At 62.8% G+C, this 13845-nt stretch carries 13 protein-coding genes; 12 read left to right on the forward strand and 1 reads right to left on the reverse strand.

Annotated features, from left to right (window positions below; genetic code table 11):
* Nucleotides 1-99: 99 nt before the first annotated feature.
* The 3 genes from HAP54_RS26470 to HAP54_RS26480 are packed head-to-tail and all read left to right on the forward strand — an operon-like array spanning nt 100 to nt 3228.
* Nucleotides 100-1152 (forward strand): LacI family DNA-binding transcriptional regulator, encoded by a 1053-nt coding sequence (locus HAP54_RS26470; protein WP_166305228.1) that lies wholly within the window; start codon nt 100-102, stop codon nt 1150-1152.
* 58 nt (nt 1153-1210) lie between these two features.
* Nucleotides 1211-2194 (forward strand): NAD(P)-dependent oxidoreductase, encoded by a 984-nt coding sequence (locus tag HAP54_RS26475; RefSeq protein ID WP_166305231.1) that lies wholly within the window; start codon nt 1211-1213, stop codon nt 2192-2194.
* On the forward strand, nt 2191-3228 hold the full coding sequence (locus HAP54_RS26480; RefSeq protein WP_166305234.1) for a phosphotransferase family protein: 1038 nt from the start codon (nt 2191-2193) through the stop codon (nt 3226-3228). Before HAP54_RS26475 ends, HAP54_RS26480 begins: the two co-directional genes overlap by 4 nt.
* A gap of 40 nt (nt 3229-3268) precedes the next feature.
* Here HAP54_RS26480 and HAP54_RS26485 read toward each other — a convergent pair whose 3' ends face one another.
* Complete coding sequence (locus HAP54_RS26485; protein WP_224741777.1) at nt 3269-4048, reverse strand: fumarylacetoacetate hydrolase family protein; 780 nt, start codon at nt 4046-4048, stop codon at nt 3269-3271.
* 134 nt (nt 4049-4182) lie between these two features.
* Here HAP54_RS26485 and HAP54_RS26490 point away from each other — a divergent pair, with 134 nt between their 5' ends.
* From HAP54_RS26490 to HAP54_RS26530, 9 genes are all read left to right on the forward strand, one after another.
* A complete protein-coding gene (locus HAP54_RS26490; protein ID WP_339156771.1) occupies nt 4183-5100 on the forward strand; it encodes a branched-chain amino acid ABC transporter permease in 918 nt (305 codons plus the stop codon).
* Nucleotides 5091-6851: an ABC transporter permease subunit gene (locus HAP54_RS26495; RefSeq protein ID WP_166305237.1), complete on the forward strand. Its 1761-nt coding sequence runs from the start codon at nt 5091-5093 to the stop codon at nt 6849-6851. The genes HAP54_RS26490 and HAP54_RS26495 overlap by 10 nt, the downstream gene beginning before the upstream one ends.
* Nucleotides 6841-7548, forward strand: coding sequence for an ABC transporter ATP-binding protein (locus tag HAP54_RS26500; protein ID WP_166305240.1), 708 nt, complete (start codon nt 6841-6843; stop codon nt 7546-7548). The genes HAP54_RS26495 and HAP54_RS26500 overlap by 11 nt, the downstream gene beginning before the upstream one ends.
* Nucleotides 7538-8041, forward strand: coding sequence for a cupin domain-containing protein (locus HAP54_RS26505; RefSeq protein ID WP_166305243.1), 504 nt, complete (start codon nt 7538-7540; stop codon nt 8039-8041). Before HAP54_RS26500 ends, HAP54_RS26505 begins: the two co-directional genes overlap by 11 nt.
* Nucleotides 8038-9471, forward strand: a complete 1434-nt coding sequence (gene eno, locus HAP54_RS26510) for a phosphopyruvate hydratase (protein ID WP_414646145.1) — start codon at nt 8038-8040, stop codon at nt 9469-9471. Before HAP54_RS26505 ends, eno begins: the two co-directional genes overlap by 4 nt.
* A gap of 226 nt (nt 9472-9697) precedes the next feature.
* The gene (locus tag HAP54_RS26515; RefSeq protein ID WP_166305246.1) at nt 9698-10702 is read left to right on the forward strand and encodes a VOC family protein; all 1005 of its coding nucleotides are present in this window, start codon (nt 9698-9700) and stop codon (nt 10700-10702) included.
* Nucleotides 10703-10724: 22 nt separating this feature from the next.
* Nucleotides 10725-11258 carry a carboxymuconolactone decarboxylase family protein gene (locus tag HAP54_RS26520; RefSeq protein ID WP_166305249.1) on the forward strand — a complete coding sequence of 178 codons (534 nt, stop codon included), beginning with the start codon at nt 10725-10727 and terminating at the stop codon, nt 11256-11258.
* A gap of 129 nt (nt 11259-11387) precedes the next feature.
* A complete protein-coding gene (locus HAP54_RS26525) occupies nt 11388-12542 on the forward strand; it encodes an amino acid ABC transporter substrate-binding protein (protein ID WP_224741775.1) in 1155 nt (384 codons plus the stop codon).
* A 56-nt stretch (nt 12543-12598) separates the two neighbouring features.
* Nucleotides 12599-13696, forward strand: coding sequence for an alcohol dehydrogenase catalytic domain-containing protein (locus HAP54_RS26530; protein WP_175619867.1), 1098 nt, complete (start codon nt 12599-12601; stop codon nt 13694-13696).
* The last annotated feature ends 149 nt before the right edge of the window (nt 13697-13845 follow it).

Raw genomic sequence — 13845 nt, forward strand, 5'->3', positions numbered from 1 at the left:
CGGCCTAGCTGGATATTGCGCTGGGCGCACTCTAGATTTGTGCTATCGTCGTCACACAGCGTGCGCGCTTTTCGCGTGAAAGAGACGTTCAGCAGGCTCATGGTCACCATCAAGGACATCGCAGCTCGTTTGCAAGTGTCGCCCTCGACGGTCGGACGGGCGTTGGCGGATGACCCCCGCATCAGCCGTGCGGTCAAGCAGAAGGTTGCCGAGGTCGCAGACGAGATCGGCTATGTCGCCAACCGGGCCGCGCAGATCATGCGCGGTGTCTCCAGCAATCTCGTAGGTCTGGTCGTTCCGGATATCCGCAACAGCTTCTATTCGACGATCGCGCACGGGCTGTCGAAATGTCTGGAGGAAGCTGGCTACCAACTGACGCTTTCGGAAACGGATGACGACCGGATGACCGAGTTGCGTCACATCCGCGAACTGACCAGTGCGAATGTCGCCGGCGTCATCATCGTGCCCAGCGCAAAGCCGCATCCCAGTTCGGTCCGTCTCCTGAAGGCCATTCCGCACATCCAGCTGCTGCGAAGGATCTCCGCTCTCGGAGAGCAGTGGTTCGGAATGGATGACACGGCAGCGATGCATCAAGCAACAAGACACCTTGTTCAATTGGGCCATCGCCGCATCGGCTATATCGGCGGCCTCGCCGAACTGCCGACAGGCGCCGCGCGCCTGCATGGATACCGCAGTGCTCTTGCCAACCCGTCCGCGAAGAATGATGGTCTGGTAGAGCTTGGGCCGCCATCCTCGATGGAGTTTGGTAGCGAAGCGTTGCGCCGAATGCTGGACCTGCCCAAGCCACCCTCGGCCGTTGTGATCGGCTCCGTCCAGATCACCCAAGGGGTTCTTGAAGAGCTGCATGTGAGGGGCGTCCAGATACCCCAGCAGCTTTCTGTCGTCGGCTTCGGCGATGAACTCGGCTTTCGTTGGTGGGGCCCCGGCCTGACAACGATCAGCCTGCCGGTATCGGAGCTGGCTACAGCCTGCGGGCTTTGGTTCGTCCATCAAATCAAGCACAAATCCGTCAACGCCGCCCCATACAGCTCGATCACGCCACCGACACTGATCGTGCGGGGCAGCACCTGCGAGTTTTCGCGGGCGCCGGATGGCCGCGCGGCGAGGGGCGTTTCCGCGTCCGCGGGCTGATGAATCCAGCGGGACGTGACCCGCGCGGACTGCCATTGATAGCAATGGGTTTTCGACGATGAACAGCACTGTGCTACTGACCGACTATGCGTGGCCGGACGATTCCATCGAGCGCGGAATCGTCGAGGACGCCGGTATGCGCCTGGTCAGCGGTCCGGCGACGCCCTCGTCCGCCGAAGCCATCGAAGCACTTGCCCTGGAGCATCAGCCTGCCGCCATCATGACATGCTGGGCGCCGGTATCGGCCAACGCGATCGCCGCCTCTGCCGGGCTGGAGATCGTGGCAAGGCTAGGGGGCGGACTTGACAATATCGCGGTCGAAGCTGCGACCAGCCGCGGCATATGGGTCACCAATGTGCCCGATTATTGCGTCGAGGAGGTCTCCGATCATGCCGTCGGCTTTGCGCTAGCCTGGACCAGGGGGATTGTTCTGTTCGATCGGGAGGTGCGTGCCGGCAGCTGGAATCCCTCCGGGGCAAAGCTTCGCCGTCTGTCCGAACTGACCTGTGGTATTGTCGGCTTCGGACGTATTGGTCGCGCGACCGCGCGCAAGCTTGCCGCGTTCGGTTGCCGCCTGCTCGCTTTCGATCCTCACATAACAGGTGAGCCTTCAGGTGTGCAGCCGGTCAGTCTGGAAGCCTTGCTGTCGCAGAGCGATGTTGTCGTCGTTCACGCACCGCTGACCGGTGCGACGCGTCATCTCATCAGTCGCGAGCGCATCGCATTGATGCGTCCTGGAAGCCTTCTGATCAATGTCAGCCGCGGAGGAGTGGTCGACACCGAGGCGGTCATCGAAGCGCTCGAGGGCGGGAGAATCTCCGGCGTGGCGCTCGATGTTCTCGAGACGGAGCCGAGCGTTCCTCTACGGTTGCTTGCCCAGTCCGGTGCGATCATCACCCCTCACGTCGCGTTTTCGTCGGATGCATCCTTGCGCGAACTTCGCGAGCGAGCGGCCGAAGAGGTCGTCCGCGTCCTGAAGGGTCAGAAGCCGCAACAGCCGCGCAACTCTCCCGTTCCGCGCAATGGCGGGGGGGCGGCATGAACACCGTGAGCCGCCCCATCGGAGCCGTCGTCGGAGCCAGCCCCGATCCGAAGCTTGATGCCTTTCTCGTCTCGAAGGGGCTTGCAGGCGCCGACGAAACCGCGCGCTGGTCCGCCCTCGCGGGCGGTGTTTCCTCGGACATCTGGCGGGCCGACTTGCCCGGCCGGTCGCTTTGCGTGAAACGGGCGCTGGCGAAATTGAAGGTCTCTGCCGATTGGCAGGCGCCGGTTTCGCGCAACGCCTACGAATGGGCGTGGATGCTGTTCGCGGTGGAGCATTGTCCCGACAACGTCCCGCGGCCGCTGGCCCACGATCCGGAGGCCGGCCTGTTTGCGATGTCGTTTCTTGAGCCCGCGCAGCATCACGTCTGGAAGGATCAGTTGCTGGCCGGGGAGGTCTCAAGCGAAACTGCGGCGGCCGTCGGCCGGCTCGTCGGGCGTCTTCATGCCGCAAGTGCCGGGCAAGCGCGTCTGGCGAAAACGTTCGACACTCGTGACAACTTCTATGCCTTGCGCATCGAGCCATACCTGATTGCGACGGCGAAGGTGCACGCCCCGGTCGCAGGGCGGCTGACTGACTTGGCCCAACGCACTGCTGCTGTGCAAATCGCGCTGGTGCACGGGGACGTCAGTCCGAAAAACATCCTTGTCGGCCCGCGAGGACCGGTGTTGCTTGACGCGGAGTGCGCTTGGTTCGGCGATCCGGCGTTCGACCTGGCATTCTGTCTCAACCATTTGCTTCTGAAGTGCCTGCCTCTCGACGCGCGCCGCAGCGAATTGATGTCGGCGTTCGCAGCCCTTGCCGAAGCCTATTGCGCGGAGCTCAATTGGGAATCGCGCGCGGCGCTGGAAGCTCGGGCCGCCGACTTGCTGCCGGGGCTTTTGCTGGCGCGGGTCGATGGCAAGTCGCCGGTGGAATATCTCACCGACGAGCAACAGCGGGATCATGTCCGTTCGTTTGCGGTGCCGCTGCTGCGTCAGCCTGTGACCCAGCTGTCTGATATCAGCGAGCGCTGGCTTCGATCATTCCGCTAGAGCGCAATCGCGCCGATCGAAGCCGAGCCGGAAGCGCTGGTCAGATGCGCTCTGCCTTCACGTCGTTACGAAGCACGCCGATCCCGGGAATCTCAACCTCGATCGTGTCGCCGATCTTGATCGGACCCACGCCCGCTGGCGTGCCGGTCATGATCACGTCGCCCGGCAGCAGGGTCATGAACCGGCTGAGATAGGCGATGGTGGTGGGGACCGAGAAGACCAGATCCGCGGTGCTTGCGTCCTGACGGACGGTGCCGTTGACGCGCGTGATGACACGCAGGCTTGACGGATCGAGCCCGGTGACGATCGCCGGTCCCAACGGGGCAAAGGTGTCATACCCTTTGCCGGCGAGTAGACATCCGAAGGCACTCTCGCGGCGCTGGACCACGCGGTCGCTGACGTCATTCCCGCAGGTGTAGCCAAATACGAAGTCGAGCGCGTCGGCTTCGGAGATGTGCCGGCCCTGCTTGCCGATGATGACCGTCAACTCGCCTTCGAAATGGACGATCTCGCCATCGTGAGGGTAGATGATCGAGTCATCGTGGCCGACCACCGCCGTGCTCGGTTTCATGAAGAGAACGGGTGCCTGCGGATCAGATTTACCCGTCTCTTGCGAATGAGCTCTGTAATTGTAGGCGAGGCCGAACACTCGGGGTCGATCGACAGGCGCAAGGATGCGCGCGTCGGCAAGGCTGTCCGTCGGTCCCGCCTTGTCGAGGCCGTCGAAGGGCGAGCCTTCCAGGCGCGTGATTTGGTTGCCGTCAAGAATTCCGTAGTGCGCCCGACCGTCCAGAGCGTATCTGACGATATGCATGATCATCCTCGCCTTGCCGTGATTTGTGCTAACGTTAGCTATCTCGCCGCAGCTTGGTCAAGCGGTGTGGGCACAGGTTCATTGGAATTAACCGAGTTGACAGTCTGTGTGAGTTGTGCAAACGTTAGCATTAAGATGGATTGATCTTCAACAAGCTGCGTCGACGTCTTGCCGTCGCGCGCGCCAAGGGCGGAAACCAGAGGGGCGGGATGAGCTTTACGTTGCTCGCGCAGTCGACAATCGGTGGCGTGCTGCTCGGCGGCATATACGGATTGCTGGCTCTGGGGCTCAGCTTGAGCTGGGGGTTGCTGCGCCTGGTCAATCTCAGTCACTTCGCGCTGGCGTTTCTTGCCGCCTATATCGGCTACGGCCTTGGTACGAGATTCGGGTGGCCGATCTGGGTTTCCGGATTGGCGATCTTGCCCGCGTTTTTTCTGATCGGCGTCGCGTTGCACGCGGTCTTCGTTCGCTTCAAGGTTGGCGAGTTCGCGTCGATGCTCGTGACGTTTGGGCTGACGGTTCTCATTGAATCGTTCATCCAGTGGGTTTGGTCGGCCGACTACCTCAAATATGAGACAAGCCATACGCAGGATACACTGCGGCTCGGCTCGCTCTACATTCCGCTGCTAGAGCTGGTCGCATTTGGTTTCGCGGCAGCGCTCGCGCTTGGCGCCTGGCTTGGCTTGAACCGAACGATGCTTGGAAAAGCGTTACGCGCTGTGGCGCAGGACGGGCCGGTCGCCGCCGCATTCGGCATCAATGCGGCCGGCCTGTCCTATCTGCTCGCTGGTCTATGTGCGGCGTCGGCTGGGGTTGCCGGCGTATTCATTGCGCTCACCTCGACGCTTGCGCCGTCGCAGATCGAGGCGTGGATCGGCGTCATCTTCGCTGTTGTGATTATTGGAGGATTGGCGAACCCGCTCGGTGCGCTTGCCGCCGGCGTGCTGGTCGGCGTCTCCGAGGCCGTGACGATGGCGCTCGTCAATCCGGCCTGGGCGCCGCTGGTCGCGTTTTCGATCCTGATCGCTCTCTTGCTGTGGAAGCCACGATGGCTCTGATCGAGAAAAGTGCTCGCGTGGCGATCCCGGCTGCGATCTTGCTGCTGGTGCTGCTGCCATTTACCGGTGTCGCGGACTTCTACCTGTCATATCTGTACGTCGTCTGCTTCTGGGTCGCGCTCGCCACAAGCTGGGGCATCCTGAGCGGCTACACGGGCTATTGGAGTTTTGGCCACGCTGCGTTCTTCGGCGCCGGAATCTATACGACCGCGACCCTGTGCGGAAAGTTCCAGGTGCCGTTCCTCCTGACCATTCCACTGGCAGCGGCAGTCGCGGCGCTTCTTGCCGTGGCGATCGGGCTTGTCGTGTTTCGCAACAAGGGGCTGCGCGGGGAGTTCTTTGCGCTGCTGACACTGTCGGTCACCTTCGTGCTCGCAGCCATCATCTCGAATACCTCGATCGACGGCGGCGCCGGCGTCTATCTCAGCAATGTCCCGGTCCCTCAGATCGCGCCCTCGGTGTCCGGCTCGATTTATCTGATGGGCTTGCTGCTGGCCGCGATCGCACTGCTCGTTTCTCGTCAAATCCTCCGCTCGAGACTTGGCGAAGGGCTGCTCGCCATTCACGATGACGAGGACGTCGCAGAGGTGAAGGGAGTTCCGGCGCTCCGCTACAAGCTGATCGCATTCGCCGTCTCTTCGGCGATCGCGGGGGCGGCCGGTTCGATTCAGGCGATTTATGTCGGGTACGTCACCGTTGGCGAGACATTCTCGGTCACCGTGCCACTCTACGTCGTGTTGATGAGCGTCCTTGGCGGAGCGCGGCATTGGGCGGGGCCCGCGATCGGTGCGACGCTGATTACGGTGGCGCAGAGCCTCGCGGTCGGCGGCGGGCACGCCGAGCTTGGGCGGGCCGTCGTTGCCCTGGCGCTGATCGTGGTGATCCTGACGATCCCTCAGGGGATCGCGCCTCGGCTGTTGCGCCTATTCTCTCGTGGCGGGGTGTCGCAGCGAACCGACATTCAGCAGCTGCGCGTGATCGAAACGAAATCCGACGATGTGACGCCGCTTCAGAGCGGCAACGTGATCCTGGAATGCCGCGATGTCGCGAAATCGTTCGGCGGCATCCGGGCGCTGCGTGGGGTCAATCTTCAGGTCAATGAGGGCGAGATCCTCGCGCTCGTCGGTCCGAACGGATCGGGAAAGTCGACCCTGATCAACATGATCAGCGGCCACTTCAGATTGACGGCGGGCAGAATCGAGCTCGACGGCGCCGTCATTTCGGGACTGCCGCCGCATGAAATCGCGTGTCGTGGCATCGCGCGGACCTACCAAATTCCCCGCTTGTTCGACAGCATGACGGTGCTCGAGAACGTCCGGCTGTGCGCCGGCTTCAGCGGTGCCAACCCGGGCGACAAGGAGACGCCTGATGATGCGGCGCGGCGATGGCTCGCCTTTACCGGGTTGTCCGCGAAGGCCGATCTGCTGCCGTCGATGCTGAACCTGCACCAGCGCAAGTTCCTCGAATTCGCACGCGCGCTTGCCGCGCAGCCGCGCCTGTTGCTGCTGGACGAGGTGCTCTGCGGATTGACGCCGCCTGAGGTTGACCAGGCGGTTGCCATGATCCGCAAGATCAGGGCCGGTGGCACCACCATCATCTTTGTCGAGCACCTGATGCGGGCGGTGGTTGCTCTTGCCGATCGCATCGCAGTTCTTGACCAGGGAACGCTGCTTGCACTGGGGCCGCCGCGCGAGACCATGCAGAATCCGCGCGTCATCACCGCGTATCTCGGGGCCTCCCATGCTGCTTGAGGTTCGCAATCTCCAGGTGAAGTACGGTGACGCGCCGGCACTATGGGATGCGACACTCACCGTCGGCGCCGGCCAGATCGTCTCGGTGGTCGGGCCAAACGGGGCCGGGAAGAGCACGTTGATCAACGCCATTGCAGGGCTGCTGCGGCCAAGCCGCGGTGAAGTCCTGATCGAGGGCGTCGACACCGCGCGCCTTCCCGCATATCGCGTCTGCGATCATGGCATCGCCATCGTTCCGGAGGGGCGGCGTCTGTTTGTCCAGATGACCGTCATGGACAATCTTGAGCTCGGAAGTTACCGCGCGGCCGCGCACGCCTCGCGCCAGGAGGCGTTACACGCGGTCTTTTCGCTGTTTCCGGTGCTGAAAGAGCGAAGCAACCAGATTTCGGGCTCGATGTCCGGCGGGCAGCAGCAGATGGTGGCGATTGCTCGCGCCCTGATGGCGCGGCCGCGGCTGTTGTTGCTGGACGAGCCTTCGCTCGGCCTGTCGCCGGCCGTCGTTGAAGACATGTTCCGCATCATTCGCACCATCAACGAACGCGGGGTGGCGGTGTTGCTGGTTGAGCAGAATATCACCAAGGCGCTCGAGCTCGCCCATCATGCCTATGTCATCGAGGACGGGCGCATCACCACCTCGGGCGACCCTGCACTGCTGCTCAATGATCCCCAGATTCGAGAGGCTTATCTTGGCGTCTGACCTGCAAGAGAATGGTGTTCCCGTTGCGATCAATCGGATCGTCACCGGGTACAATGGCGAAGGGAAGGCGGATGTGGTGCTGGACGGTGCGCCGCCGCGTACGGATGTGTTTCAGCGCATTCCCGGCATGGTTTCGCGCCTGGTCTGGGCGACCGCGGAGACGGCGCTCGTGCCCGTCAAGAACGTGGACCCAACGATGTCGGTGACGAGCATCGCTCCGGCATCCGGAGAGACCCGTTTCCTCGTCGTCACTTTCCCGCCCGACAGGGTGTTCGCGGCGCCGGACTTCGATCCGGCTGCGGCGACTGAGGAGAACCTCCGCCTCAATCCGGGTCTCGCCGAACATTTCGAGCCGGACGGGATGCACGCGACCGACAGCGTCGATTACGGTATCGTGCTTGACGGTGAAATCTGGCTGGAACTCGACGACGGGCGCCAGACTTGCCTGCGTAAGCACGATGTGGTCGTGCAGAACGGCACACGCCACGCTTGACGCAACAAGAGCGATCGCCCGGCGACGCTTGCTTTCGTTCTCATCGGCGCGAGCCGGATGGCCTTGTCGAAATCAATTACGCGATAAGAATTAACAAGATTGAAGAACAGGAACTTGAAATGACTGACACAACGATCGCCCGAGTGCATGGGCGTCGAGTTTGGGATTCCCGGGGCCGGCCGACGGTAGAGGCCGAGGTAACGCTCACTTGCGGCGCGACTGGACGTGCCACGGCGCCGGCCGGTGCTTCGACCGGCAGCGGCGAAGCGCTCGAACTCCGTGACGGAGGCGCGGCTTTCGGCGGTCTTGGCGTGATGAAGGCGCTCGCGTCGATCAACGGCGATATCGCGCAGGCGTTGGCTGGGCAGGACGCCTGCGATCAACTTCGACTGGATGAGAAGCTGGTCGCACTTGACGGGACGCCGAACCGAAGCCGGCTCGGCGGCAATGCCATCGTCGCGACCTCGATGGCCTTGCTGCACGCGGCGGCGGCAGCGAGCCGGCAGCCGGTTTGGCGCTATCTCGCAAAGGGCAGGGCGGTTCGTCTGCCGCTGCCCGAAATTCAGATCTTTGGCGGCGGAGCCCATGCGGCGCGGCGTGTCGACGTGCAGGATTTCATGATCATGTGTCCGGCCGCGCGCAGCTTCAGCGAGGCGCTCGAATGGACCGCCGAAGTCTACCGCGCAGCCGGCGCACTGATGAAGAGGACCGGCAAGCTGCAGGGCGTCGCTGATGAGGGCGGCTATTGGCCGGCTTTCACCAGCAATGAAGAAGCACTCGATACCCTGATGCAGGCCATCCAGGATGCAGGCTTGCGGCCGGGGGCCGAGGTCGGCATCTCGCTGGATATCGCCGCATCCGAGTTCGGCGAGAACGGATACTACGTCCTCGCCCTCGATGGCCGTCGTCTCGACACCAGCGGATTGATTGACATGCTGGGCGGATGGCTCGATGCCTATCCGATCCTTTCGATCGAAGACCCGGTAGCTGAGGACGATTCGCATGGCTTCCGCGCCTTCACCAGCCGATACGGATCGCGGTGCCAGATCATCGGTGACGACTTCCTCGTCACCAACGCCGAACGCGTCGCGGCAGCGGCGGCCGAAGCCAGCACCAATGCGGTTTTGATCAAGCCCAATCAAGCGGGCACGGTCAGCGAGGCGCATGCCGCGCTGCTTGCGGGCAAGAAAGCCGGCTTCGGTACCATCGTGTCGGCGCGTTCCGGCGAGACCGAAGATGTGACGATCGCGCATCTCAGCGTCGGGTGGGATGCGGGACAGCTCAAGGTGGGGTCGTTCTCGCGCTCGGAGCGGATGGCCAAGTGGAACGAGGTCGTGAGGATCGAGGAGGAACTCGGCGCCGACGCGAGGTTCAGTGGCTGGTCCGCCCTGCCCTTCAAGGTTTCTCCCGTGGCGGCGCGAGGGGTGTGAGGGCGTAGCGCTTCGCGCAAAACGTTCGCAGGATTTGCGCAGCAAGGTCATCATTCTGTCTCCCCGCGAGAATGGCACGGTGCGGCCTGATCTGCATCGAAGGTCGGTAATTTAGCTGGATCTAGGCAAGTTGGCTGTTGACGATCCGTCGAGCTCTGCACAATAGTAAATGCTAACGTTAGCATAAAAGCTTGAGGAAAAGCCTGAGGAAAAGCCTGAGGCCCCGATGTTGCCGCCCGTCAATCTGCGTCCGCCATTCAACATCACCCGCGCCAGTCACGTCATCCTGCACGTGGCCGACCTCGCGAGGAGCAAGGATTTCTACGTCAAGATCGCCGGGCTCGTCGTCTCCGATGAGAGCGACGGCGTTTGCTATCTGCGCGGTCTCGCTGAAGCCTGTCACCACAGCCTCGTGCTGGTCCAGTCACCCAAAGGCGCGACCTGCAAGCGGATCGGAATGCGCGTGTTCTTCGATGAGGAGCTCGAACTCGCCCACCAGTTCTTCACGGCGCGCAATCTCCCGGCTGCATGGGCGGAGGTGCCGCACCAGGGGCGTACGTTGCATGTGGAAGATCCCGCTGGAACCAAGATCGAGCTCTGCGCACGGATGGAAACCCGCCCGCGGCTACATCTGAAGCGCGAGATATTCGCCGGCGCGCAGGCGCAGTCGCTGGATCACTATCAGTTGCTCGCGCCCGATGCGTTCGCGCTGTGCGGCTTCTATGGCGAGCTTGGCTTCCGGAGCTCCGAATATCTCGCGCATGGCGACAAGTTGCTGGGCTCGTTCATGTACCGCAAGGGCACGGTGCTGGATCTTGCTGTCGTTGAGGGGCAGGGGCCGCGGCTGCATCACTTCGCCTATCTGGTGCCGGGAGCCGACCAGATTTTTGCGGCCTGCGATCTCGCCGGCAATTACGGGCTCGCTGATAGCGTCGAGCGTGGGCCAGGCCGCCACGGACCCGGCGGCGTGCTGTTCGTCTATCTGCGCGATCCGGATGGACATCGGATCGAGCTGTTCACCGACCACTATCGGACCATCGATATCGAGATCGAGCCGGTGCGCTGGGAGGCGGCATCGCTCAGCACCCGCGCGCACTGGGGATTGCCGGCGCCGGCCCGCTGGTACTTCGAGGCGACCAACTTTGACGGCTCGCCGGTCGTCGATCCTGCGGTGCGACCCAACCCTGAAACACTCGAGAGCTACGCTCAAAAGCTCTCGTCACAAAGCTGACTGCGAAAAGGAAAGTACCGCGATGGCACGGGTCAAATATCTTCAAGCATCCGATCTCGGCGAGGAAGGCAAGCCGCTGTTCGAGCGCCTGCTGCGCGAGCGCAAGGTGCCCACGGCGAACATCTTCCTGGCTCTGGCACATGCGCCGCAAATTCTCGATCAGTTCCTGTCCTACGGCAATGCGATGCGAGGAGCGAAACTGAGTCCGAAACTGCGCGAGATGGCGATCCTGACGGTCGGTCACTGCACGGCCTCCGAATACGAGATCGCTCATCATCAGTCACACGGGTTAAAAGCCGGCATCAGCCCGGAGCAGCTCAAGGAGATCGGAAAGTTCGACACCTCGCCCTTGTTCAGCGCGGGGGAGCGCGCCGTCATGGAATTCGCGAAAGAGTCTACCCTGCGTGTCAACGTGAGCGATAGCAGCTGGAATCGCGTGGCGGCCTTTTTGAGCGAACGCGAGCTGGTCGAGCTCGTGCTGACGGTCGCCTGGTACAACTCCGGTGTCCGTATCATGGGAGCGCTCGCGATCGAGCTGGAAGAGGGCTACCGCTGAGCGGACGTGCGGGCCCCGCCGTGCACGGCGGGAAGACCAGATAACCAACACAGGGAGGGGACCCCAGTGACACAATCGCAGATGCAATTTCGACGCAGAGCATTCCTTGCTGGGGTGGGCTCACTTGCGATGTCCGTCGCCCTGCCGGCGCTTGCCGAACAGGGCGCCGGAACGATCAGGGTCGGGCAGACCCTTCCTCTGACCGGACCGCTCGCGTCGGTCGGCGGTATCCACAAGCTGGCCGCCGAAGTGTTCGTCGAGACGGTCAACAAGCGCGGCGGTGTGCTTGGCCGCAAGCTGGAACTCGTGCTGCTCGACGATCAGTCGCAACCGGCGAACGCGCGCACGCTGTATGAGCGGCTCATCACCGCCGACAAGGTCGATTTGCTGATGGGGCCATATGGCACTAGCTCGATCATTGCCGCGATGGGGGTCGCACAGCGTTTCGGAAAGCTTCTGATCCAGAGCAGCCTCGGCGATCCGAAGCTCGCGCCCTACGACATGCAATTCCCCGTGCTTCCGCTGGGACCCGATCCCTTCCGCGCCGATACCGAGGTTGTGCTTGATGCATATGCGGCGACACGCGAGCCGCCGAAGACGATCGCTTTCGTGACCAGCAAATTCCCCTCTGCGCTCGAGCTTGCCAAGGGCGGTCAGGATGTCGCGCTCAAGCGCGACATGAAGGTGCTGCTGTTCCTCGAATACGAGTTCGGCACCCGCGATTTCGGGGGGATTGCAGCGCGCATCAAGGATGCCAGTCCCGACCTGCTATGGTCAGGCGCGATCGGCCTGGAAGCCAGCCAGTTGCTCGATGCAATGGCCCGCATCGACTACAAGCCGCGGCGCCAATTCTATTTGTTTCCCGCACCGGGACCGACCGTTGCCAACCCGAACGCGAACGGGCTCACCAGTCTCACCTGGTTCGAGGACCACGAGCCGTTCACCAGAAACGGCGGTGCGGCGGAGTTCATTACGCTCTACACGGAGCGCGCGAAGGCGGCAGGCCTGCCGTGGCCGCGCGCCGAATCTCAAGCCGCAGCCGAGTTCGCCGCCTGGCAGGTGCTCGAAGCGGCCGCAACCGCGGTCGGGCAAGTCAATGACAAGGCCATGGCCGCCTGGCTGAAGACCAATTCCGTGAACACGGTTCTTGGCGTCCGCAGCTTCGACGGGCAGTTCAACACCGGTCCGGCGAACACAAAGGTCAGGCAAGTCCAGGACGGCAAGTGGGTGGCGATATGGCCAGCCAGCTTCCGGCCGCCTGGTACCGATTTTATTGCTCCCTGATAGCGAGCATCACGGCAACAGCTACGAAATAAAGGAAGGTCCCCATGGAACGGACGATGGTCGCAGCGAGGCTGCACGCGCTTGGACAACCGATGTCGCTTGACGCGATCCCCGTGCCGAAACCCCGGCCAACCGACGTGCTGGTGCGCGTCAAGGCGTGCGGCATCGTCCCGAACATGGCGAATGTCATCAACAACTGGCCGACCTGGTTTCCGCATCAGCCGTTGCCGAAATTTCCGGCTGTGTTCGGGCTTGATCCGGCTGGCGTCGTCGAGGAAGTCGGTGAGGCCGTCATCAACGTCAAGGCCGGCGACCGCGTCTATGTGAGCCCGCTGCGCTCCTGCGGATCGTGCAAGGCCTGCCGCGCCGGTCAGCGCAGCTATTGCCGGTATTTTACGCTCAACGGCTACTTCAGCACCAGCAGGGACGGCCAGCGCATCTTCGACCTGTATCCGTATGGCGGATTTAGCGAGTTTATGACGGCGCCCGAGTACGCGATCGTCAATATTCCGGACAATCTCAGCTTTGAGCAGGCCGGCAGGTTCGGATACCTCGGAACATCATACGGCGCTCTGAAGAATGCGGGAGCAGGTCCAGGCCAGGTCGCGTTGATCGATGGCATCACGGGAACGCTCGGCGTGGCGGCCACCGTGCTTGGCCTCGCCATGGGCGTCTCGCGAGTTCTCGGGACGGGGCGTGATGAACAGCTTCTCAGCCGCGTCAAGGCGATCGCGCCTGGCCGCATCGACGTCATGACGCTCGGAAGCGGCTCCGCCGGCGAGTGGGCGAAGGCATCGACCGACGGCGAAGGCGTCGACTTCGTCATCAGCGCGCTCGGTGCCAAGGCTCCGGCCGCGACCATGCTCGATTCGATGAAGGGCGTCCGCCGCGGTGGCCGGATCGTCAACGTCGGTGGCGTCGCAGAGGATCTGCCGATCGACGTGAAGTGGCTGATGGACGAACAGGTTCAACTGATCGGATCGAACTGGTTCACGACCGCGCAGGGACAGGAAATGGCGGAGATGGTCCGCTCCGGGACCATCGATCTGTCGTATCTCGAACACCGGCGCTTTCCGCTGGCGCGCGTGAACGAAGCGATCTCCGGCTTGAAGGACCGGGACGGTGGGTTCAGCAACTACGTGGTCATTCCGTGAAACAGTACGCCGTGGGCGGCGTCGCCCACGGCTTGCCCGTGACTGCCTGCAGGTGCGGCGTGGAGCGCCGTGCATGGGAGGGGACCGTGCAAAGTATGAGGATACGTTCAGTCAGGTCTGAAGCGGCGCGACCGAGGTGCAATTCCATG

The organism is Bradyrhizobium sp. 2S1, assembly GCF_011516625.5.
Classification (GTDB): Bacteria; Pseudomonadota; Alphaproteobacteria; order Rhizobiales; family Xanthobacteraceae; genus Bradyrhizobium; species Bradyrhizobium septentrionale.